The following is a 24,866-nucleotide window of genomic DNA, read 5'->3' on the forward strand; positions in this document are numbered from 1 at the left end:
AAAATTATTCAACTCCCTGTTTTATTTTTACTATTTTAAACACTTTTAACTATATGTTTTCACCTAATTGTGCACTAAAATAAAACAGAACGATTTAAAAAAAATTAATTTTCTTTTTAAGGTTGACAGATATACAATTTTTATCGGAAAATTTTAATTATTTTTACTTTTTAGCGTAAAAATTAGAAATTTAAAAACTACTCTTAAACTCAAATAAAACTTGCAAATTTATCATTTAGTTATCTGAAACTCCACAGCTATTAATTTTACATATTATGGTGATAGGTTATTCATTAAAGAATTTAGATTTACACTGTGATGAAAAAAGAACCCCCAGCCACCTATCTTAGCTAGGGGATAATAAAATTGGAAGGAATTACCTCATTCACTGATCATTACTTTAAAGTTCTCAATAGTATTATTGTTAAAAGTTTGAATGATGTATAAACCAACTGGTAAATCACCAACCTTAATCGTATTAAGAGAATTGGAAATTTTTCCGCGTATCATTAGTTGACCCGAAAGATTATATACCTTGAACGTCGCTTGTGAATGATTTTCTTTCAAGGTAATATACAACCGGTCTGTAGCAGGATTTGGATACACTGAAACGTTTTGATTTTCCTCTATATCTGAATCTGTCGATAGTACATTTGATAATTTGGCTCCTGACCCTGAACATGTAACCACATTAAGAGAACTGTTGTATGTCAGAGTTGCATGCGTCACATTATCCACGCAAAAGTTTACAGTAACCCCTCCCTTTGCCGTAGATGATGTCAGTAATGTAACTGTTCCGTCAGAACCTGAACTATCATTAACAGTTTCGTTAAAGGTACCGGAAAAGGTTCCCGTAACTGAGGCACCCGAAACTGGGTTACCAGTGTCATCCAAAATGGTAACAATAGCTACGCCACGCTTCCTCCCTTTGCCTTCGGACTGGTGTTCTGCGACGATGGAATTAACATAAGCTTCTGTTGGAGTACTAGTGTCGTTACCCGTAACGGTCACAATACTTGATGATCCAGTTGCCGATTCATTGTCGGTCGCAACCACGGAAATGTCATAAGAGCCAATCCCAATAGTCCAGTTAATCGAATATGGACTGCTGGTATCAATTCCGACACTGCTCCCATTCACAAAAAATTCCACCTGACTTACTGTACCATCGCTATCAGAAGCATCAGCTGAAATGGTGATGACATCCCCATCATTGAAAGACGCTCCATTGGCAGGCGAAGTGATACTCACTGATGGTGGATTATTGACCGTACTATTACCAGTAACAGTAACAACACTTGATGAACCAGTTGCCGATTCATTGTCTCTAGCAACCGCGGAAATATCATAAGAGCCAACCCCGATAGTCCAGTTTAACGAATATGGACTGCTGGTATCAATTCCGACACTGCTCCCATTCACAAAAAACTCTACCTGACTTACAGTACCATCGCTATCAGAAGCATCAGCTGAAATAGTGACAACATCCCCATCATTGAAAGACGCTCCATTCGTAGGCGAAGTGATATTGACTAATGGCGGGTTATTAGCTGGAGCTCCAAAGTTCCAGTTGAGCAGCTGAAGTCGGTTATCATTGGAAACTACCATACTCATTAACCTGTCTCCGGAAGCAGTGATCACACTGTTAGCAGAGGTTTTATATGAATCTGCGTCGTTATGTATTTCTGACCACTGATTAAAAAGGCCGCCATTTGAGGGTGTTTCAAATAACCTTAGAGAATTATTGCTTCCCTGACGCACTAAAAAGTACAAGTCATTGGTAACTCTATCGGCATATATTTTCGGGCGGTCCCCTGTAAAATTGGCTAAAACTTGATCAGACCAACTGAATTGGGTTCCATTATTAATTCCGATATGATGTTTATAATTGCTTCCATGCCTTAAGACCACATGTACATTACCATTTCCATCTACAGCACAGCCATTGTGATTTGCCAACCCTGAATCTTGTGCAATATTTGAAACGATGATACTAGTGTTTCCGACATTTACGGGCAGAGTCTGAGTACTACCAGCACTATTTTTCCATGTAACACCATTATCATCAGAGTACATGAACATCAGATCATGATTGGTCGCTCCATCAGGAGATTCCCTCCATACCCAGGTTAGGTAAATTCTTCCATCTTTGAAGTTAACATCATTAAAGTAGGCACACCTTGTTGATCCATTCCAATTGGCATCAATAATTTTAACTGGTGCATCCCAAAATCCATCGTCACGGTACTTAACCAGAAAAGTATGTCCATTACCACTTCCTCCATCTCTGTACATAAAGAACAACTTATTGGCGTCACCGACAAAAAATCGTGGATAGGTCACCCTGTCAATCAAGGTTTGATTCGATTGCAAATAATTTTGAGTAGGGCCGAATAAACTCGCATTAAAGTTTGCATCACTTACAGTCGCCGCACCGGGAGAGGAAATGATGTAACGAAGATCACCTGCATGCATATCGAAAGCCAGATGAATCCTTCCATCATTAGGTGATACGATGATATTGGGCGTATTGTGATTGTCCCATGTACCATTTCGCTGTTCGTAAGTGTGGGGTAATTCAACGTAAACCCAGTTAGAACCTATGCCATTGTTATTATTTCTGGCAATGGTTAGTTTTCTGGTTGTTGCATCATAATATGTTAAATACACAAAATTTTGATACACCGCAATTGCATTTTGTTGTGTAGAGGTCGCTATCACCGGATTGGTTGCCCAACAGTTTGCGGACACTACTGTTTTGTCCAAAGTGATCGTTTGAGCTGCACCCATAAATATTGACAGGCACAGCATGCTTGAGAGAACTAATTTTTTCATTTGCATAATGGTTAATAGTTTAAATGGTTAATAAAATTAATTTCACAGTCTGACAACATTTTCTTAAAGTTACGTAAATATCAAATATATCTATCCTGTACTTCCCTGTGATTTGGAGTTGTAGAAAGATGTTACTTCAAAATTTCACAAAAGTGCAGGACTCATTATCCTGTGTAAATAACCTGCATTTCTATCTAATACCTGTCAGTAGAAAAACTGACTAGGGCCTTTATCAAATAAACTATAAGCTTATAAAACTTTGAGAAGCATATAATTCGCATTATCAGTTAGGTCATGTATTATAATTATTTAAGAGTTTTTTCCCGATAGAAAGTTACTAATAACATGTACTTACTATCATAAAAAACTTTCTATACAAGCCTGATTGTAAAAGTAAGTGGAAGAAGCAAGAGGGCAACACAGTACGCGATTTTGCTGATTCATAGTTAAATGATTTTTAATTATTTAATAAAAATTGTCATGACTGCAAATTTTACTAAAAAAGTCCCTAATCCCCTTAAAATCAACGAGGTTTTCACTATAAAATGTAACAATTTATAAAAATTTGTTTCTGTTGGTATAGAAATAAATAGGCGAAAACTGCCGCATCCGTTTAGCGGGTTTGGTTCACTTTTAAAACAATAAATTCTCTGATATAAAAGAAGTTAATAAAAACAAAAAACACCAATAATTGAATCATTATTGGTGTTTTAGTTTACTTACTGAGAAGTTTGTCGGGGTGGCAGGATTCGAACCTGCGACCTCCGCGTCCCAAACGCGGCGCGATAACCGGGCTACGCTACACCCCGATTTTTGGTTATCTAAAAATTTGCGGAGAGACCGGGATTCGAACCCGGGCAACACTTACGCGTTGACAGATTAGCAATCTGCTCCATTACCACTCTGGCACCTCTCCTAAATTCAAAATGAACTTATGCAATAAAATTGCGGTTGCAAATGTAATTTAAACTCAACAAGAACGCAACTATTTTATTTACTTTTTTTAATTTTTATTCGGGGTACTCAATTCGTAAATGGTAAATATTTGCAAGCTTGTGTTTTAGCACTTTTTTTATGGATTGAATTTCTTTAAAGGTAATATTTGCGTTTAAAAATTGTCCGTCTTCAATCTGCTTATTAATTATGTTTTCAACAAAAGCTTCGATTTTAGTCGATGTAGGTTCTTTTAAACTTTTTGATGCAGCTTCTATACTATCACACATCATCAAGATGGCTGTTTCTTTACTAAATGGTTTCGGACCTGGATAACTAAAATCTGTCTTATCCACCTCAACATCGGGGTAATCCTTAGTTTCTTTCATATAAAAATAATAGACAAGACTTGTTCCGTGATGTGTTCTTATGAAATCTATAACGCGATCGGGTAAATTGTTTTTCCTTGCGGTTTCAATGCCGTTTATAACATGCTCTGTTATTATTCTCGCACTTTCTTTTGATGATAATTCATCATGAGGATTAATTCCTGTAGATTGATTTTCGGTAAAATAAGTTGGATTTTTCATTTTACCTATATCATGATACAAAGCGCCTACCCTTACTAACATGGCATTAGCGCCAATTTCATTTGCGGATGCCTCAGCTAAATTTGCCACATTTAAAGAATGATGAAACGTACCAGGAGCTTTGTTTGACAATTCCTTAAGCAATTTTGAATTAGTATCTGACAATTCTAATAAAGAAACATCTGATACCAGACCAAAAAGCTTTTCATATGCATAAATAAGTGGCTGCACAAACAATGTTGCTAATCCACATAAAATAAACCAAATAAAAGTTTCCCATTTTAGCGTTTCAACACTGCCTTCGTGAATCACGAAAAAGGCAAAATACGCAATGATATAGATAAGTGTAATTTGACCTACGGAGATAAACAAGTTCGCTCTTTTATATAATTCTGATACCGTTAAAATGGTAACAATTCCAGCAATAATTTGTAGAAACATATACTCGTAACTATTGGGTACAATAAACCCTAAAAGAAGTACCGTAAGTACGTGTGCAAAGAGCCCTAGGCGAGCATCAAAAAAGGCTTTAAAGACTAATGGAAGAATACAAATAGGTACGATATAAATATATTTAGAATCATAATTAACCACCAACGTGGTTATAAAAATCATCAATGAAATATTGAAGAATATAAATGTGACTTTAGTATTGTTCTCGAACACCGATTTACGATACTTTCTTAAAAATAAAAGCAGCATTAACAAAGCCAATGCCACTAACAATGTGTACGCAAAAAGCACCCAATTATAATTCGCTTCATTCCAAACTTGCGATTCGTATTCCGCTTGTAAAGATTTTAAAATTTGATATTTATCCCCTTCAACCACCTCTCCTTTTGAAACTATCAAAGTTTCCTTCGCGACACTGCCTCTTGCAACTGAAATTTTACTAATTTCATCCTGTATGGATTTATCAGTAAATGTTTTATTGAAATTGATATTGGGTTCAACTAAATCAAAAAACAATGCTACAAATTCAGTATTATATTTAGATAAATTATTTTTGGATAGTGCCTTTTCTATAACACTAGAAACCTCATTTTGCTCAATAAAATTAGAATAAAAACCATCGTGCGTTTTTTCCCTTCCATCAAGAACAACTACAGCTCTATCTTTAGCAAAATCGTAACTTTCACTTAAAACACCGAAGTCATATAACTCTGCAATTATATTTTCACCAATCTTAAATAACAAGTTAGATTCTCTTCTTGGAATAGAATCTGAAAACGTACTTTTAAACTGCTCTTTATAGGCATTACTAACTTTTGGTAATATGGTATTATCTACATCAAAATACAAGGTTGCATTTTCAACAATACTCTTTTTTTCAGCATTTATTTCTTCATTTGTCTTTTTAATTGCAAAATCAAATGGCGCCTGTAAACTTTCAGATTGCCAAGGTTTTCCTTTTTCAAAATTATACTTAAACTTACCGCTTTTCGGGAATAGATACACAATTAAGAAGGTGGTACTAATAAATAAAAGCACTTTATAAATAAGAGAATGGTTTTTGTACAATTTGTTTATAAAGTCTTTCATATTTTAAATGGCAATATTTTCTATAGGTTTTATAACATCCATCAATTCATAATCTTAAGTAGTAAGCTGTGATTTAATTTATGTCTCATCGAAAAATCAAATGTAATAAATTTATAAGCTTATACCATTTTTTATAATACTCTAATGTTTCAAATTTCTACTAAAAAATCGTTATTTTCGCAAGTACTAAACTAAAACGTTTGTATTGATGAATAGAGAAGTCGTAATTGTTTCCGCTGCAAGAACTCCAATTGGAAGTTTTTTAGGTTCATTATCAACTATTCCTGCCCCTAAATTGGGAGCAATTGCCATTAAAGGTGCTTTAGATAAAATACAACTAGACCCAAATTTGGTTGAAGAAGTATTAATGGGAAATGTTGTACAAGCTGGTACAGGACAAGCTCCTGCAAGACAAGCTGCTATTTACGCAGGTATACCGAATACCGTGCCTTGTACTACAATTAACAAAGTATGTGCATCGGGTATGAAAACGGTAATGCAAGCCGCTCAAGCTATAGCCTTAGGAGATGCCAATATAGTTGTGGCCGGAGGTATGGAAAACATGAGTCTTGTTCCTCATTATCTTCATGCTAGAAGTGCTACGAAATTTGGACCAGCAACTCTAGTTGATGGCATGCAAAAAGATGGATTAGTAGATGCTTACGATCAAAATGCCATGGGTGTATGTGCAGACGCCTGTGCTACTAAATATAAATTTTCTAGAGAAGACCAAGATGCTTATGCAATTCAATCTTACAATCGCTCTAAAGCAGCATGGGACTCAGGCAAGTTTAATAATGAAGTTGTACCTGTTGAAGTACCTCAACGTCGAGGAGAACCTATTATTGTGAGTGTAGATGAAGAATTTACAAATGTTAAATTAGATAAAATCCCTCACTTACGTCCAGCGTTTTCAAAAGATGGTACAGTAACCGCTGCGAATGCCTCTACAATTAACGATGGTGCTGGAGCAATGGTTTTAATGAGTAAAGAAAAGGCCGAAGAACTAGGTTTAAAACCTTTGGCAATCATAAAAAGTTATGCCGATGCAGCGCACGAGCCAGAATGGTTTACAACCGCTCCTGCTAAAGCTTTACCTAAAGCATTAGACAAAGCTGGATTATCTATTGATCAAGTTGATTTTTTTGAATTTAATGAAGCCTTTGCAGTAGTTGGTTTAGCGAATATGAAAATTTTAGAGCTTAACGATAATAATGTCAATGTAAATGGTGGTGCTGTTTCTCTTGGTCATCCACTTGGATGTTCTGGAGTTAGAATTCTAATTACTCTATTAAATGTATTAGAACAAAATAACGCTAAAATAGGAGCCGCTGCAATTTGCAATGGCGGTGGAGGCGCATCTGCCATGATTATTGAACGCCCATAAAAAAAATTGAATTGACCATTTCTTTTTTAGATATATAACTACGAAAATTTATTAATGCAGTACGGTATTTGTAATTTAAGCATTGTTCCACTTCGAAATGAGCCTTCTGATAAAAGCGAATTAGTTTCTCAGGTGATTTATGGCGACTTATTCAAAGTTTTAGAGCAACGTAAAAAATGGAGTAGAATTAGGTTGGCATTTGACAAATATGAAGGTTGGATTGACAACAAACAATACCTAGAAATTACTGAAGAGCAATACAAATCTCTTAATAGCGAAAAGCCACTATTATCTACTGATTTAGTCGAGTTTATTGAAGATAATAACCAACAATTATTTCCAATTCCTTTAGGATCTTGCTTAAATGGATTAGCCTTGTTAAATCACAAATACGATGGAAACTTATTTGATGGTAAAAACGAAAAATCGAACCTTATAAATTCGGCATTTACTTTTCTAAATGCTCCTTATTTATGGGGAGGCAAAACGCCTTTTGGTATTGATTGTTCTGGTTTTACACAGATGGTTTATAAACTAAATGGTTATAAATTGTTACGTGATGCATCACAACAAGCAACGCAAGGTGAAGCGCTTAGTTTTATTGAAGAAAGTGAACCTGGAGATTTAGCTTTTTTTGATAATGACGAAGGAGCCATTGTGCATGTGGGTATTATTATGAAAGACAACTACATTATTCATGCACACGGTAAGGTTAGAATAGATCGCTTAGATCATTCTGGTATTTATAATGTGGATTCTGGAGCACACACACATAAATTACGCGTGATTAAAAAAATCATATAAAAAAGCCGCTAAGAAGCGGCTTTTTTTACAACAATAAAACTTTAAAAATTTTTACTTTATTCGCCTCCAGACATAGCATCTAGTTTAGCGCTAATCTCTTTTGATTTCTGAGTTTCACCTAAAGCATTATAGATGTTTTTTAGCTGCGTCAAAATATCAGCATTTGCTTCAGGGTTATTATCTATAAAAGTCGTTAATACTCCAGCACCTTTTAAAAATAGATTGTTTTTATCTTCTTTTAATTTCTCGTACTTAATATCATCAGCTTTACTCATTCCTAATTTACCCATTTCTTCAATAACAACATTTCCTTTTTCAATGAATAAGTTTGAAAGATTTAAAGCGGCATTAGTGTAAGCTGGATCTAAGCTTAATACTTTTTCGTAAGATTTTTGAGCTTGATCTAAATCTCCTTTATTCATGCTAACTACTCCAACATTATAGTGAAGTACTGCATTTTCTGGATCTTTAGTAATAGCTTCTTCTATTAACGATTTAAATTTATCTTCATCTTTTAGTTGTAAATGAATATTGGCTTCATTAATGATTAAGTCTACATTGTCAGGATTCTCTGCTCTGGCATCTTTAATTGCAGCAAGTGCTTTTTCATTATCTCCATTCGAGATATAGATTAAAGCAATATTCTTAACTATTTCTGGCTTTTTAGATTCTGTTAAACGCTCTCCAGGTTTAACATGGCTTCCACCTCTAACATATAAATCGCGAGTAGCTTTATCTAATACAACTTCTTCGCCAGTTTCTTTATCTGTGGCATAATATTCTTTTGCAATACCAGTATATCCTAAATCTTTAAGTTCTTCGTAAAGTTTTAACGCTCTATCGTACTCTTTTACGTTTACAGCAGTCGCTGCCGCATAATATAAAAATAATGTATCGGTTGCTTTTGCTCTATAAGCACGCTCAAACTGTACCGAAGCAGCGCCATAATCTTTACCTTCATATGCCGTATTACCTTTAGTTAAAAAGTCGTTATACATGGTGGTTTTAAAAGCATCAACTTCCTCCTTGTAACTACCAGTTTCAACTTTGTCGAAGCTGGCAAATGCTTGATCTACTTCTGCAGAGCTTCCTTTACCATCAGCAAATAATGCAACTCCGGTTAAATAATAATATTTAGACTTCATATTCTCGTCCATAGCACCCATTAATGCTTCAGCACTTTTTAATGCTTCTTTTGCAGCTGCAAAGTTTTTGCTTTTAATAGCCTTTTCAACAGTTTTCAATTCTTTTTTTTGTGCAAATGAAAATGCACTTATCGAAAATGCTAAAGCTATAATAATTTGTTTTTTCATTTTAAATAATGTTAAGTTTAATATTAAGTGTTATTATCGTCTGTATTGTTATCAATAGTTGTGCCATCATTCGAAGCACCAGTGTTTTCAGCCCCTTCTACATCTTCAACTTCGTCTTCATCATGCATTACTTTAGCAACTGCCGCAATAGAATCATTGCCTTTAAGGTTTATGAGTTTTACCCCTTGTGTTGCTCTTCCCATAACTCTTAAATCGGCAACTACCATTCGAATTGCAATACCAGATTTATTGATAATCATTAAGTCATCATTATCCGTTACACTTTTAATAGCTACTAGATTTCCCGTTTTTGGGGTAATAGATATAGTTTTTACACCTTTCCCTCCTCGATTAGTTACTCTGTAAACTGGCTCTCCATCTTCCGGATCATCAATATAAGTACGTTTTCCATATCCGTTTTCAGACACCACTAAAACGGATTCTTCTTGAGGGTTTTCAATGGTTACCATACCAATTACTTCGTCTTTGACATTAGCTAACTTTATACCTCTAACACCGGATGCTCCACGACCCATAGGACGCGTCTTAGCTTCTTCAAATCGGATAGCTTTACCAGATTTAAGCGCCAACATAACTTGACTGTTTCCAGTGGTTAACTTCGCTTCTAAAAGCTCATCGTTATCTTTGATTGTTATGGCATTAATCCCATTTGTTCTTGGTCTTGAGTATTGCTCTAAAGATGTCTTTTTAACTTGACCATTTTTAGTAGCCATAATAACATAATGGTTATTAATGTAATCTTCATCTTTTAAATCTTGAGTACATATAAATGCCATTACCTTATCATCTTGTTCGATATTGATAAGGTTCTGAATGGCTCTTCCTTTCGACGTTTTGCTTCCTTCTGGAATTTCATAAACACGCATCCAGAAACATTTTCCTTTCTGGGTGAAGAACAACATATATTGATGGTTTGTCCCAACAAATAAATGCTCTAAGAAATCTTCATTTCTCGTTGTTGAAGCCTTTTGACCTACACCACCTCTATTTTGTGTTTTATATTCAGTTAACGAAGTACGCTTAATATATCCCGCATGAGAAATGGTAATAACTACTTGCTCGTCTGGAATCATGTCCTCGATGCTTAAATCGCCTCCGGCATATTCAATTGTTGATCGACGCTCATCACCGTATTTATCTCTGATAACTTCCAACTCCTCTTTAATGATATCCATTCGACGTTCTTTTTTGTCTAAAATATCTTTAAGATCGATTATTGTTTTCATTAACTCTTCGTATTCTGAACGCAACTTATCTTGCTCTAAACCAGTAAGCTGGCGTAACCTCATTTCAACAATCGCCTTAGCTTGAATTTCGGTAAGCTCAAATCGTTTAATCAAATTATTTCTCGCTTCATCGGCATTTGAAGACGCTCGAATTATTGCAATAACTTCATCAATATTATCAGAAGCAATAATTAAACCTTCTAATATATGAGCGCGCTCTTCAGCCTTTCTTAATTCATAAGTTGTTCGTCGAACAACAACATCATGCCTATGCTCAACGAAATAATGGATTAATTCTTTTAAGTTTAACAACTGCGGTCTTCCTTTAACCAATGCAATGTTATTAACACTGAATGAGGACTGTAGAGCAGTGTACTTGTATAATTTATTTAAAACGATATTTGGAATGGCATCACGTTTTAATACGTAAACAATGCGCATTCCGTTTCTATCTGATTCATCACGAATTGTTGAAATGCCTTCTAACTTTTTATCGTTAACCAAATCCGCAGTTTTCTTGATCATGTCTGCTTTATTGACTTGATAAGGAATTTCATCAACTATGATGCATTCTCTTCCGTTTACCTCCTCAATATTGGCTTTACCACGAATCACAATTCGCCCTCTACCAGTATGAAATGCTTCTTTTACTCCGTCGTAGCCATAAATGGTTCCTCCTGTTGGGAAATCTGGAGCCTTAACATGTTGTATCAGTTCATCAATTTCAATATCGTTATTTTCAATATAAGCAATAGTACCATTTACTACTTCGGTTAAATTATGCGGTGGCATATTAGTTGCCATACCTACTGCAATACCAGAAGCCCCATTCACCAATAGACCTGGAATTCGTGTTGGCAAAACTGTTGGCTCTTGCAGCGTGTCATCAAAATTTAATTTATGATCTACGGTTTCTTTGTCAATATCTGCCAACATGTCTTCAGATATTTTGCGCATACGTGCTTCTGTATAACGCATCGCTGCTGGACTATCTCCATCAATTGAACCGAAATTTCCTTGCCCATCAACAAGCATATAACGTAAACTCCATTCTTGAGCCATACGCACCATGGCATCATATACCGAAGTATCACCGTGTGGGTGATATTTACCTAAAACTTCTCCAACTATTCTTGCGGATTTTTTATGTGCGGAATTTGCTCTTACACCCAATTCATGCATCCCATAAAGCACACGTCTGTGTACAGGTTTTAAACCATCTCTTACATCTGGTAACGCACGTGACACAATGACCGACATTGAATAATCAATGTACGCCGACTTCATTTCATCCTCAATATTAATAGGGATTAATTTTTCTCCTTCTGCCATAAATAATTTTATTTAATTTTAAGTATTTTTCAAAACATGCTAATATAAGAATTTCAGTAGTCACGATAAGACTAATACCGCTCCTTTTTCATGTAATTTATTAACAATTTAGCCGACTTATTTCGTTAATAAGTATGAACTCTAAAATTTTGATTTTATAAAGATTTTTTCGTCAATTAGCATTTTACAGAATAAATAAGGTACAGTTTTTGACTTTAGTAAAATGTTTTACTATTTTTAATGCAGAAAGGACAACTATTATGGATGATAATTTTTCCCCAAGAGTAAAAGATGTAATTGCTTATAGCAAAGAAGAAGCATTGCGTTTAGGTCATGATTTTATTGGCACCGAACACCTTATGCTAGGACTTTTACGAGACGGCAATGGGAAGGCAATAAACATACTAAATGCCTTAGATATTGATTTAAATCATCTAAGACGTAAAGTAGAAATATTAAGTCCGGCAAATCCTAATATTACGCTGGCTTCAAATCAAAAAAAGAACCTACATCTTACTAGGCAAGCAGAACGCGCTTTAAAAACAACATTCTTAGAGGCTAAGCTATTTCAAAGTACCTCTATTAATACGGCGCATTTATTGTTATGCATTTTAAGAAATGAAAACGACCCAACTACCAAACTTTTAAATAAATTAAAAGTTGACTACGATAATGTTAAAGAACAATTTAAACTTATGATTACAAACGATAACGATTATATAGAGCCAAAATCTGAATTTCAAGACGATGACAGTGCTCAAGAAGGCGAATCAGGAAAAGAAAACATTTTTAATGCCCCAGCGGGTAAGTCTAATAAGAAGTCTAAAACACCTGTTTTAGATAATTTTGGACGCGATTTAACCGCTTTAGCAGAAGAAGGCAAGTTAGACCCTGTAGTAGGAAGAGAAAAAGAAATTCAGCGTGTTTCACAGATTTTAAGTAGAAGAAAGAAAAACAACCCGCTTTTAATTGGTGAACCTGGAGTTGGTAAATCTGCCATTGCTGAAGGTTTAGCTCTTAGAATTGTGAAACGTAAAGTGTCTCGAATTTTGTTCAATAAACGTGTTGTCACTCTAGATTTGGCAAGCTTAGTTGCTGGAACAAAATACAGAGGACAGTTTGAGGAACGCATGAAAGCCGTGATGAACGAGCTTGAAAAAAATGACGATGTTATTTTATTTATTGATGAGATTCATACCATTGTAGGTGCAGGTGGTGCCACTGGAAGTTTAGATGCTTCAAATATGTTTAAACCTGCTTTAGCTAGAGGAGAAATTCAATGTATAGGTGCCACAACATTAGATGAATACAGACAATATATTGAGAAAGATGGTGCTTTAGAACGTCGATTCCAGAAAGTAATTGTTGAACCAACTACAGTTGAAGAAACTATTGAAATTCTTAATAACATTAAAGGTAAATACGAAGAGCATCATAATGTGGATTACACACCAGAAGCTATTGAAGCTTGTGTGAAGTTAACTAATAGGTATATGACTGAGCGATTTTTACCAGACAAAGCTATCGATGCGTTGGATGAGGCTGGGTCGCGTGTGCACATCACAAATATTGATGTACCTAAGCAGGTAATAGAACTTGAAAAGCAGCTAGAAGCCATAAAAGAATCGAAGAATGCTGTAGTTAGAAAACAGAAATACGAAGAAGCTGCTAAACTTAGAGATGATGAAAAACGCATTGAAAAAGAACTAGCAATAGCCCAAGAAAAGTGGGAAGAGGAAACCAAACAACATCGCGAAATTGTTACTGAAGATAATGTTGCCGATGTCGTTTCAATGATGACGGGTGTTCCTGTTAACAGAATTGCTCAAACCGAAATCAATAAACTGGCAGAATTGCCTAACCTCATAAAAGGTAAAGTTATAGGTCAAGATGAAGCTGTTGCCAAAGTTGTTAAAGCTATTCAGCGTAACAGAGCAGGTTTAAAAGATCCGAACAAACCCATTGGTTCATTTATATTCTTGGGGCAAACAGGGGTTGGTAAAACCCAATTGGCCAAAGTATTATCTAGAGAGTTATTTGATAGTGAAGAATCGCTTGTTAGAATTGACATGAGTGAGTACATGGAGAAGTTTGCGATTTCTCGATTAATTGGAGCACCTCCGGGATACGTAGGCTATGAAGAAGGTGGGCAGCTTACAGAAAAAGTAAGAAGAAAACCCTATGCTGTAATTCTATTAGACGAAATTGAAAAAGCACATCCAGACGTATTTAATATGCTATTACAAGTACTTGACGATGGGTATTTAACTGATAGTTTAGGTAGAAAAATTGATTTTAGAAATACGATAATTATAATGACTTCGAACATCGGAGCTCGAAAATTAAAAGATTTCGGTACCGGTATTGGTTTTGGCACCGCTTCGCAAAAAGCACAAGAGGATGCCAACGCAAGAAGTGTTATTGAAAACGCTTTGAAAAAATCTTTTGCGCCCGAATTTTTAAATAGAATAGACGACGTGGTTGTATTCAACGCACTAGAAAAAGAAGATATTAATAAAATTATTGATATCGAGTTAGAGAAACTTTTAATAAGAATAAAAGGTTTAGGTTACAATTTAATCTTAACAGATAAAGCCAAAGACTATATCGCAGAAAAAGGTTTCGATAAACAATATGGAGCAAGACCGTTAAAAAGAGCTATTCAAAAATATGTTGAAGATGCATTAGCTGAAGAAATTGTTGCTTCGAAGCTTCAGGAAGGCGACAATATTAAAATAGAACTTGATGATAAAACCAATGAATTGAGTATAAGTATTGAAAAAGCTGAAAAACCTACTGAATCATAAATTTAAGTTTTCAAGAAAACAATATTATTCAATACTGAAATTTTATTATTAAATATTCTATGCAAGAACAATTAGATTTTTGTGAATTAGATTTTTACGAAAATTATGTGATTTGTCGCATCAACGAGGGCGAAGAAATTGATGCTAAAAAAAATAATTTACAAACAGATGCGATTATAAAACATTTCAAAGGAAAACCATTTGTTTACATTACACATCGGGTAAATTCCTATTCAGTTGATCCAAAGATTTACTACGATTCATCTGAAATTGAAAGTTTAGTAGGGTTTGCCGTTGTTGGCAACACTTATCTTGCGGTAAGTAATGCAGAAATTGAAAAATTATTTTTAAAAAAACCCTTTGAAATATTTACAGAACTTGATGAAGCGGTAGATTGGGCACATACCATACTTAAATCTAAATAAGAAACAAAAAAAATTTCTTAACCGACTTAAATCCTACATTCTAAATGAGCGTAGGATTTTTTTTTGGGCTAACTGTAACAAAAATTAAAAACACTTATCTATAATATAACAACTTGATTTTTTGAAACTAACCGAATTAAATAACGATCAATTAATTAAGCTTTGTGTTTCTGGTAACCAATCGGCGCAATTGGAAATTTATAACCGGTATTACAAAGCTATGTTTAACACCAGTTTAAGAATTGTGAAAAACAATTATGAAGCTGAAGATATTATGCAAGATTCGTTTTTAATGGCATTTACAAAAATAAAAACACTAAAAAATCATGCAAGATTTGGGTCTTGGTTAAAGCGAATAGTTGTTAATAACAGTATCTATCATTATAAAAAAAACAACAAAAACAAAGAAGTTCCTTTAGATGATGTGCTATATAAAATTGAAGACGGTCCCGATGGTATTTCGAGTGATTATGAGTTTACAACCCTAAAAGCACAACAAATTTTAAATACTCTGAAAACACTAAAAGACAACTATAGAATTGCCCTAACTTTAAATTTAATTGAAGGTTATGATTACGAAGAAATAAGTAAAATCATGAATTTAACTAATGCAAATTGCAGAACAACAATCTCAAGAGCAAAAGAAAGTTTAAGACAAAAATTAACAACAACTTTTGCTTAATAAAATAACGGTTATGAATAAAAATACTTTAGATAATGTTTTTAAAAATTTAGAAAATGATTTTGATATTGAAGTGCCAAATGAAGGTCATGAAAAACGGTTTCTGAGCAAATTAAACGATAGCAAAAGCTTAACTAAATACTCAGAAACTAAAACAAATTTCTGGAAACCATTCTTAGGCATTGCAGCATCAATAGCTCTAATTTTATCAATTTTTATTGTAACTCAGCAAGAAAATAATACTGGAGATTTAGCTAGCGTATCACCTAAAATGGCTGAAACTCAAGATTTTTTTACACTAACAATAAATGAAGAGCTAAACAAACTTAATGGAGCTTCTACTCCTGAAGTTAAAAACCTTGTTGATGATGCATTACTTCAAATTAAAAAATTAGAAAATGACTATAACTTATTAAAAACCGATTTAATAGCAAGTGGCGAGGACGATAGAGTTATTTATGCTATGATTTCAAATTTTCAAAACAGAATAGACATTTTACAAAATACACTAGAGCAAATAGAAAAGATAAAAGAATTAAAAAAATCATCAAATCTTGCAGCATCTGAAACTGTAATTTAAAATTACTATAGATGCAACATTAATCATTAATTAAAAAGCAAACACATGAAACGAGCATTACATTTTAAAACATTTATAGCATTACTAATGCTTCCACTATTTATTTCTGCTTCACCAGCGGTAAAAGACAAACACACTAAAACCAAAACTATTAACAAAGAATTTAAGGTTAACAAAAATCCTACTTTAAAAGTAAAAAATAGTTATGGTAATATTGAAGTGGTTACTTGGGGCGAAAACCGGATAGTATTCGAAATTACAATAACAACCTCTGGTAACGACGAAGAAAAAGTCGAAGAAAAACTTAACGACATCGACGTAAAATTCTCAGCATCTGTTGATTGGGTTTCGGCTGAAACACAGTTCAATAAAAACAACTCTAAATCTTGGTGGAAATGGAATAATAAAAACAATGTAAACATGAAAATTAATTACATTGTAAAAATGCCCATTACCGGAAATGTAAATTTAAATAACGACTATGGCAACATAAGCCTAGAAAAATTAGAAGGAAAAGCTGAAATAAACTGTGATTATGGAAAAATAACCACAAGAGAGCTCATGGCAGACAATAATGTTTTAAACTTTGATTACACAAAAGGCTGCTATTTTGAATACATTAAAAGTGGCAAAATAAATGCAGATTACAGCGATTTTACAGTCTCAAAAACCAAAAATCTAAACATTAATGCAGATTACACAAACACTAAAATTGAAGTTGCTGAAGATATAAGATACAACTGCGACTACGGTAATTTAAAAATTGATAAAGCCAACAATATAAATGGTAATGGTGATTATCTAACAACTATTATTGGCGAGGTATACAAAAACGTGTCCTTGAAAGCAGATTACGGTTCTATAAAAATAAATAGAATGACAGAAAATGCTGGAAACGTAACCATTGAATCTGATTATGTTGGTATCAAAATAGGTTACGCACCTGGTTATAATTTTGATTTTGAAATTGATTTAGAATATGCTTCATTAAATGATGATAATGATTTAGAGTTTACTCAAAAAATCGTCGAATCTACCGATAAGTATTATTCTGGTTATCGTGGAAATAAATCTTCAGGAAATAAAATTAAAGTAACTTCAGATTATGGAAGCCTAACCCTATATAAAAATTAATTCATCAATCAAAAAATCAACAGATTTCACAAAATCCTCTTAAATTAGAGGATTTTGTTATTTATAAAACCTAATTAATTTCATTTTTTGGCACTCTTAATAAAAGTACAATTCCTGCTAAAAAGAAAACAAACAAAAATAAAATACCATTTCTCATACTACCCGTTATTTGATCAATAAATGCAAAAATGACCATCCCTATAACTATCCCTATTTTTTCTGCTACATCATAAAAACTAAAGTATGATGTGGTATCCTCCGTTTCCGGTAAAAATTTAGAGTAAGTAGAACGTGCTAAAGATTGTACGCCGCCCATTACTAACCCAACAATGCTTGCTGCAATATAAAACTGCATAGGTGTGTGCATAAAATAAGCATAAAAACAAAGCGCCATCCAAATGCCATTTACTACAATTAGCGTTTTAATATTCCCAAATTTATAAGATGCTTTTGATGTTAAAAATGCCCCTAAAATGGCCACCAATTGTATGACTAATATACTTACAATAAGACCCATTGTTTTTTCGCTAGCTCCTCCCCAAGAAATTTCTTCTTCTCCAAAATATACGGCGACTAACATAATGGTTTGAACTGCCATACTAAACACAAAAAATGCGTATAAATACCGTTTTAATCGAAGGTTAAGTTGTAATTGTTTCCAGACTTGTTGAAGCTCCTTTAATCCATTAAAAATAATGGCTTTTGTTACTTTATGACCAGAAGACACGCCTTTAGGTAAATAGTAAAAAGAATATTGACTAAATAAAGCCCACCAAACACCAACTGTTATAAATGATATTTTCATAGCTTCAAAAGACGCCCCATCTTTAGCCGCTTTTAATGCGCTGGCAATTTCAGCCTCAGTACCATTTTCAATAATTGTTTGAGATATACTAATATCGAATCCAAAATATTGAGGAAACATAACCATACATAAGTTCAAAATCAGTAAAAGCACACTTCCTAAATACCCTAATGAAAATCCTTTGGCACTAACTTGATCTTGTTGTTCTGGAAACGCAATATCAGGTAAATAAGAGTTATAAAATACCAAACTTCCCCAATAGCCAATTAAACCCATAAAGTAAAATAGCAGACTTAAATGTATTCTTTCAGGAGTTATATCAAACCAGTATAAACCAATACAACCTGCACTACCAACATAACAAAAGAATTTTAAAAAATTCTTTTTATTTCCGACATAATCAGCAATACCAGAAAGAATTGGAGAGGTAATAGCTACAACTAAAAATGTGAAGGCTGTAACAAAAGTTATAAGTGCTGTACTTTTAAATTCGAATCCAAAAGCTTGAACAGTTTTTATTTCAGAAATAAATAATGCTGAATAAAAAATAGGGAAAATTGAAGATGCAATGGTAAGTGTGTAAACTGAATTTGCCCAATCGTAAAAAGCCCAAGCATTTAATAGTTTTTTACTTCCTTTTTCTAAAACTGCCATAATAAAAAAGCTGCCCTTTTATGAGCAGCTCCTAAAATAATCAATATTTTTAATCCGTAAGGGTTTCTATTGTCTAAATGAGGTAACCCCAAACTTTTTCGCTTCTGCTCTTGCTTTTGGCGCCCAAGCTTTAAGGTTCGCAATTCTTGTATCGTTTGATGGGTGCGTACTTAAAAACTCAGGTGGTGCTTGTCCTCCACTATTAGCTTTCATACGTTGCCAAAGCTTTGAGGCTTCATCAGGATTATAACCCGCTATGGCCATTAAATAAATACCTATTTGATCAGACTCCGTTTCATGACTTCTGCTAAAAGGTAACATAATTCCTAATTGAGACCCTATACCATAATATTGGTTAAACGCATTTCTAGACTCTTCATCCTTAATGGCAATATTTCCTGCTACCGCTCCAAATTGTTGTAACATTCCTGCACTCATACGTTGTTGTCCGTGGTTTGCTAAAGCATGAGCAACTTCGTGCCCCATAATAGCCGCAACACCAGCTTCATTCTGTGCAATAGGCAAAATACCTGTATAAAAAACAATTTTACCTCCTGGCATACACCAAGCGTTTACCGTATTATCTTCTACTAGATTGTATTCCCATTTATAATCTTCTAAATAAGATTGATGACCATTAGCATTTAACCATCGTTCTGCAGCAACAGCAATTCGCTGTCCAACGCGAGTTATCATTTCTGATTCTTTTGTTCCAGTTACAACTTTATTTTCATTTAAAAATTGACTGTACTGAGCAAAAGCCGTAGGAAACAATTGAGAATTAGGCACTAAAGCCATAGTCTTTTTACCTGTAAATGGATTTGTAGCGCAAGCAATAACAAAAGCTGCAACTAAAATTAATAAAAGTGTATTCTTTATCTTCATCTTTCTAAGGGTTTTATAGAATTCTTAAAAATACAAAAATTGTACCTTATTAAATTGAGACACTAAAAATATTTATTGGTCACATATAATAAAAATTTAGAAAAGGATCTTTAATTTTATAATTTGTTTAAATGAATGTTATGTTTACAATGAACATGCGACTTAAAGATATAAAACTGCATAAAAATGAATAAAATACTATTATTATTAGTTATCACCATTGTTTTTAGTTGTAACTCTTCAGCACAGAAAAAACAAGAAAAATCCGATGAAAACTTTAAAATAACCAAAACTGAAGCGGAATGGAAAGCACAATTAACGGATAAAGAATATTATGTTTTGCGTAAAAGTGGAACAGAAGCAGCATTTTCAAGTCCGTTTAATAAAAACTATCAGGCTGGTGTTTATGTTTGTAAAGGATGTGATACCCCATTATTTAAGAGTGAGCATAAATACGATTCTGGGTCTGGGTGGCCTAGTTTTGATAGGGAAATAGAAGGTAATGTTGCTTTTTCTACTGATTACGATTTAGGTTATGCAAGAACTGAAGAGCATTGTGCTACTTGTGGCGGGCATTTAGGACATGTTTTTAATGACGGACCAAGAGAAACCACAGGGAAACGCCATTGCATAAATGGTGTGGCATTAAAATTTATACCCAACTATTAATAAACATCTCCTCAATAAAGAAAGCTAAATTTCAAGAGTACATTCAATCGGGTCGAGATTTAGAATTTAATAATTATTCATTTACCTTTCAATATGGAAAGTTATCTATCTAGCATCATTAAACAATTTGAATATTATAAGAGCCTAGGCGATAAGACTTTTGCTCAACTTGATTTTGAGGAGCTATTGTGGCAACCCACCGAGGAATCAAATAGTATTGCTGTAATTGTAAAGCATATGGTTGGTAATATGCTTAGTAGATGGACTAATTTTTTAACAGAAGATGGTGAAAAAGAATGGCGATATAGAGATGAAGAATTTATTAATACATTCAATTCTAAAGAAGAAATTATAGCAGCTTGGGAAAATGGTTGGTTTTGTTTATTTGATGCTATAAAACCTTTAAAAACTGAACATTTAGAACAAATTGTTTACATTAGAAACGGTGGACACACTGTTATTGAAGCTATTAACAGGCAATTAGCTCATTACTCCTATCATGTTGGGCAAATGGTGTTTTTAGGGAAACTATTAAAGGGCGATGCATGGGAATCGTTGTCTATCCCCAAAGGGAGTTCTTCTCAATATAATCTGAATAAATTCAGTCAAGATAAAGGGAAACGACATTTTACTGATGACCTTTGAAAAAAGTCTTAGTTCCTGTGACAGTTGGCAGTATGTTATTCACTAACAAAATAAACATTACATAAAAAATTGATGAAGATTTTTTCTTGTAAAGATGAATAAATCTTAATCTAAAAATTAAAAACTAGCAAATATGCCCTGCGAGAAGGATTGAGGCATTTGTTGGAGCTCTTTTTGTGTTGTGGCATTATGCAACACAAAAAAGCGACTGCTGAAAGCCTGTCCCGATTTTTCATCGGGCTCGCCCAAATTAATTGAAAACTAGGATTTTAACTTCTTTTTAAACGGACGAATAATTAAGCGGGCTTCCCTATCAAAACGAACATAATTATATACCCAGTTTATAAAAACCACCATACGGTTTCTAAAGCCAATTAAGAAAAATAAATGTACAAACATCCAAACATACCAAGCGAAAACACCTTGAAATTTCCAGCGTTTTAAATCGACTACCGCTTTATTTCTTCCAATGGTGGCCATGGCACCTTTATCTTTATAAATAAAAGATTTCATAGGTTTTTCTTCTATTAGTCTTAACATATTATCTCCTAGTTGCTCGCCCTGTTGAATGGCAGGTTGCGCCATCATTGGGAAACCATTTGGAAACTCTTCGCTTACCAAACAGGCAATATCGCCTATTGCAAATATGTTGTTGTATCCTTTAACTTGATTAAAATGATTAACTAAAAGTCGGTTGCCACGTGTTACAAAATCCTCAGCATCTAATCCCTTTATTGTTGCGCCTTTTACGCCTGCAGCCCAAACTAAGGTGGCTGTCTCGAAGGTTAAATCTGTATTGGTGGTTACGGTTTTGCCATCGTAATTGGTAACTCTTACGTTTTTCCAAATGTTTACGCCCAACTTTTCAAGAAAATCTTCTGCTTTTGCTGAGGCATTGTCACTCATACCTTTAAGTATGCAATCACTAGATTGAACAATATGAATTTGTGCCAAACGGGTATCTAAATCGGGGTAATCTTTTGGAAGAATACCTTTTTTAATTTCTGCCAACGCACCGGCAAGTTCAACGCCTGTTGGTCCGCCTCCAACAATAACAAAATTCATTAAGGCATTCCGTTCATTTAAATCTGAGGTTAGTAGTGCTTCTTCAAAATTTTCTAATATCAAACTTCTTAAATCTAAAGACTGTGGTATGGTTTTCATTGCCATACTATGCTTTTCTACTTCAGCATTTCCAAAATAATTAGTTGTAGAACCAGACGCCACTACCAAATAGTCGAACTTTAACTTACCAATATTTGTTATGACCTTATTTTTTACAGTGTCAATCTCTTCTACATTAGCTAATCTAAAATAGAAGTTAGGAAAATCTTTGAGTATTTTTCGAATAGGATAAGCTATAGAATCAGGCTCTAAACCACCTGTAGATACTTGATATAATAAAGGTTGAAAGGTGTGATAATTGTTTTTATCCAAAAGTACAACTTGCACTTCTTGTTTAGATAATTTCTTTGCTAAGGCAACTCCCGCAAAACCACCGCCAATAATTACAATTCGCGGATAACTTGTTCTAGGTATATTCATAAATTAAAACTTGCGACACAAAGGTAGTATAAAGATGTAAATTTCTAGGCTCTAAATTCTTTATTCAAATTCGATTTTGTAAATTCGCATCTTAAACTTTAACAAATGAGTAAATACGATATTATTGTTCTTGGAAGTGGTCCTGGTGGTTATGTAACAGCTATTAGAGCATCACAATTAGGTTTTAAAACCGCTATAGTTGAAAAAGAAAATCTTGGTGGCGTATGTTTAAATTGGGGTTGTATTCCAACAAAAGCATTATTAAAGTCTGCACAGGTTTTTGAATACCTTAAACATGCTGAAGATTATGGTTTAAAAGTGAAAGATGCAGCGCATGATTTTGATGCGGTGGTAAACCGAAGCCGTGGTGTTGCTGATGGGATGAGTAAAGGTGTACAATTCCTAATGAAGAAAAACAAAATAGACGTTATTGATGGTTATGGTAAAATAAAACCTGGTAAGAAGGTTGATGTTGACGGAAAAGAGTATAGTGCCGATAATATTATTATAGCAACTGGAGCTCGTTCTCGCGAATTACCAAGTTTACCTCAAGATGGAGAAAAGGTAATTGGTTACAGACAAGCTATGAGCTTAAAGAAACAACCAAAGAAAATGATTGTAGTTGGCTCTGGAGCAATTGGAGTTGAGTTTGCTTATTTTTATAACTCAATGGGTACTGATGTAACTATTGTTGAATACTTACCGAATATTGTTCCTGTGGAAGACGAGGATGTATCTAAACAATTAGAGCGTTCGTTTAAAAAATCTGGAATTAATATCATGACTTCTGCAGAGGTAACAAAAGTAGATACTTCAGGCAAAGGCGTTAAAGCTACTGTTAAAACTAGTAAAGGCGAAGAAGTATTAGAAGCCGATATTATTTTAAGTGCTGTAGGCATAAAAACAAATATTGAAAATATAGGTTTAGAGGATGTAGGTATTGTTGTTGATAGAGATAAAATTATTGTGAACGATTTTTACCAAACTAATATCCCTGGTTATTATGCTATTGGAGATGTTACTCCTGGACCAGCATTAGCACACGTAGCTTCTGCCGAGGGTATACTTTGTGTTGAAAAACTTGCAGGAATGCATGTGGAAGCCATAGATTATGGTAACATACCTGGATGTACTTATTGTACTCCTGAAATCGCTTCGGTTGGTTTAACTGAAAAACAAGCCAAAGACAAAGGTTTAGATATCAAAGTTGGAAAATTCCCGTTCTCAGCTTCTGGTAAAGCAAGTGCTGGAGGAAACAAAGAAGGCTTTGTAAAAGTTATTTTTGATGCTAAATATGGCGAATGGTTAGGTTGCCACATGATAGGTGCTGGAGTAACTGATATGATAGCTGAAGCTGTTTTAGGTAGAAAATTAGAAACTACTGGTCATGAAGTATTAAAAGCTATTCACCCGCATCCAACGATGAGTGAGGCGGTTATGGAAGCTGTTGCTGCTGCATATGATGAAGTGATTCATATCTAGACAATTTAGATTGTTAGATTTTATTTGATATAAATTAAAAAGTTCCAGAATTATCTGGAACTTTTTTTTTCTTTTAATATTAAGCTCTGAGAATATAAGAAATCGTTTAAAAGCTTTGAATAGCCAGTTCATAACTCTGCAAACCAAAACCAAGAATAACACCTCTCGCATTGGGCGAAATAAAGGATTGGTGCCTGAATTCTTCTCTATTAAAAGTATTAGAAATATGAACTTCAACTACTGGCGTTTCTATAGCTTTAACGGCGTCGCCAATGCCAACAGAAGTATGTGTATAGGCTGCGGCATTTAATATAACACCATCATAACTAAAACCTACTTCATGTAATTTATCAATAATTTCTCCTTCTATGTTCGATTGAAAATAATCTATTTGTACATTTTGATATTTACCTTTTATCTCCTCTAAAAACTCTGTAAAAGATAAACTTCCATAAATATTTGGTTCTCTTTTTCCTAATAAATTTAAGTTAGGACCGTTGATGATGATTAGTTTTTTCATGAAGTAAATATATTAAAATTTGTGCATAAAAAAAGGAGAGTAAATCTACT

The 24,866-nt window shown here is 33.9% G+C and carries 18 protein-coding genes and 2 tRNA genes; 10 read left to right on the plus strand and 10 right to left on the minus strand.

The features are described from left to right. Window positions 1-381 precede the first annotated feature (381 nt). The 4 genes from BUA46_RS04790 to BUA46_RS04805 form a co-directional block, all read right to left on the minus strand. Window positions 382-2,835, minus strand: a complete 2,454-nt coding sequence (locus BUA46_RS04790; protein WP_162129531.1) for a BNR-4 repeat-containing protein — start codon at window positions 2,833-2,835, stop codon at window positions 382-384. Between the two features lie 734 nt (window positions 2,836-3,569). Continuing rightward, window positions 3,570-3,644, minus strand: a tRNA-Pro gene (locus tag BUA46_RS04795). Between the two features lie 23 nt (window positions 3,645-3,667). Next, window positions 3,668-3,751: transfer RNA gene (locus tag BUA46_RS04800), tRNA-Ser, on the minus strand. Window positions 3,752-3,845: 94 nt separating this feature from the next. Then, the gene (locus BUA46_RS04805) at window positions 3,846-5,900 is read right to left on the minus strand and encodes an HD family phosphohydrolase (RefSeq protein WP_019387160.1); all 2,055 of its coding nucleotides are present in this window, start codon (window positions 5,898-5,900) and stop codon (window positions 3,846-3,848) included. Between the two features lie 208 nt (window positions 5,901-6,108). Here BUA46_RS04805 and BUA46_RS04810 point away from each other — a divergent pair, with 208 nt between their 5' ends. Both BUA46_RS04810 and BUA46_RS04815 read left to right on the plus strand, forming a co-directional pair. Beyond that, window positions 6,109-7,287, plus strand: a complete 1,179-nt coding sequence (locus tag BUA46_RS04810; RefSeq protein WP_019387161.1) for an acetyl-CoA C-acyltransferase — start codon at window positions 6,109-6,111, stop codon at window positions 7,285-7,287. Window positions 7,288-7,341: 54 nt separating this feature from the next. After that, window positions 7,342-8,091, plus strand: coding sequence for a C40 family peptidase (locus BUA46_RS04815; RefSeq protein ID WP_019387162.1), 750 nt, complete (start codon window positions 7,342-7,344; stop codon window positions 8,089-8,091). A gap of 56 nt (window positions 8,092-8,147) precedes the next feature. On the opposite strand, the gene BUA46_RS04820 is transcribed toward BUA46_RS04815, so the two are convergent. Together BUA46_RS04820 and gyrA are read right to left on the minus strand one after the other, a co-directional pair. After that, window positions 8,148-9,404, minus strand: coding sequence for a tetratricopeptide repeat protein (locus BUA46_RS04820; protein ID WP_019387163.1), 1,257 nt, complete (start codon window positions 9,402-9,404; stop codon window positions 8,148-8,150). Between the two features lie 23 nt (window positions 9,405-9,427). Beyond that, window positions 9,428-11,983 carry a DNA gyrase subunit A gene (gyrA, locus tag BUA46_RS04825; RefSeq protein WP_019387164.1) on the minus strand — a complete coding sequence of 852 codons (2,556 nt, stop codon included), beginning with the start codon at window positions 11,981-11,983 and terminating at the stop codon, window positions 9,428-9,430. 260 nt (window positions 11,984-12,243) lie between these two features. On the opposite strand from gyrA, the gene BUA46_RS04830 reads away from it, so the two are divergent. From BUA46_RS04830 to BUA46_RS04850, 5 genes are all read left to right on the plus strand, one after another. Continuing rightward, on the plus strand, window positions 12,244-14,790 hold the full coding sequence (locus BUA46_RS04830; RefSeq protein WP_019387165.1) for an ATP-dependent Clp protease ATP-binding subunit: 2,547 nt from the start codon (window positions 12,244-12,246) through the stop codon (window positions 14,788-14,790). A 59-nt stretch (window positions 14,791-14,849) separates the two neighbouring features. Beyond that, entirely contained in the window at window positions 14,850-15,215 is a 366-nt protein-coding gene (locus BUA46_RS04835; protein WP_019387166.1) for a hypothetical protein, read from the plus strand. Window positions 15,216-15,336: 121 nt separating this feature from the next. Next, window positions 15,337-15,897, plus strand: coding sequence for an RNA polymerase sigma factor (locus tag BUA46_RS04840; protein ID WP_019387167.1), 561 nt, complete (start codon window positions 15,337-15,339; stop codon window positions 15,895-15,897). A gap of 13 nt (window positions 15,898-15,910) precedes the next feature. Next, window positions 15,911-16,477 carry a hypothetical protein gene (locus BUA46_RS04845; RefSeq protein WP_019387168.1) on the plus strand — a complete coding sequence of 189 codons (567 nt, stop codon included), beginning with the start codon at window positions 15,911-15,913 and terminating at the stop codon, window positions 16,475-16,477. A gap of 45 nt (window positions 16,478-16,522) precedes the next feature. Continuing rightward, window positions 16,523-17,611, plus strand: a complete 1,089-nt coding sequence (locus BUA46_RS04850) for a DUF4097 family beta strand repeat-containing protein (protein WP_026010000.1) — start codon at window positions 16,523-16,525, stop codon at window positions 17,609-17,611. A gap of 70 nt (window positions 17,612-17,681) precedes the next feature. Here the strand turns inward: BUA46_RS04850 and BUA46_RS04855 are convergent, their stop codons facing one another. Next, entirely contained in the window at window positions 17,682-19,070 is a 1,389-nt protein-coding gene (locus BUA46_RS04855) for an MFS transporter (RefSeq protein WP_019387170.1), read from the minus strand. Window positions 19,071-19,136: 66 nt separating this feature from the next. After that, on the minus strand, window positions 19,137-19,955 hold the full coding sequence (locus BUA46_RS04860; RefSeq protein ID WP_019387171.1) for a M48 family metallopeptidase: 819 nt from the start codon (window positions 19,953-19,955) through the stop codon (window positions 19,137-19,139). Window positions 19,956-20,141: 186 nt separating this feature from the next. On the opposite strand from BUA46_RS04860, the gene msrB reads away from it, so the two are divergent. Further along, entirely contained in the window at window positions 20,142-20,624 is a 483-nt protein-coding gene (msrB, locus tag BUA46_RS04865; protein ID WP_019387172.1) for a peptide-methionine (R)-S-oxide reductase MsrB, read from the plus strand. Window positions 20,625-20,717: 93 nt separating this feature from the next. After that, window positions 20,718-21,269 (plus strand): DUF1572 family protein, encoded by a 552-nt coding sequence (locus BUA46_RS04870; protein ID WP_019387173.1) that lies wholly within the window; start codon window positions 20,718-20,720, stop codon window positions 21,267-21,269. Between the two features lie 261 nt (window positions 21,270-21,530). Here the strand turns inward: BUA46_RS04870 and BUA46_RS04875 are convergent, their stop codons facing one another. After that, window positions 21,531-22,814 carry an NAD(P)/FAD-dependent oxidoreductase gene (locus BUA46_RS04875; RefSeq protein WP_019387174.1) on the minus strand — a complete coding sequence of 428 codons (1,284 nt, stop codon included), beginning with the start codon at window positions 22,812-22,814 and terminating at the stop codon, window positions 21,531-21,533. Window positions 22,815-22,919: 105 nt separating this feature from the next. Between BUA46_RS04875 and lpdA the strand changes: the two genes are divergently transcribed. Continuing rightward, window positions 22,920-24,296, plus strand: coding sequence for a dihydrolipoyl dehydrogenase (gene lpdA / locus BUA46_RS04880; RefSeq protein ID WP_019387175.1), 1,377 nt, complete (start codon window positions 22,920-22,922; stop codon window positions 24,294-24,296). A gap of 106 nt (window positions 24,297-24,402) precedes the next feature. Here the strand turns inward: lpdA and aroQ are convergent, their stop codons facing one another. Then, a complete protein-coding gene (gene aroQ / locus BUA46_RS04885; RefSeq protein ID WP_019387176.1) occupies window positions 24,403-24,816 on the minus strand; it encodes a type II 3-dehydroquinate dehydratase in 414 nt (137 codons plus the stop codon). Window positions 24,817-24,866: the final 50 nt, after the last annotated feature.

Origin of the sequence: Algibacter luteus (genome assembly GCF_900141715.1) — a bacterium.
GTDB classification, from domain to species: Bacteria; Bacteroidota; Bacteroidia; order Flavobacteriales; family Flavobacteriaceae; genus Arenitalea; species Arenitalea lutea.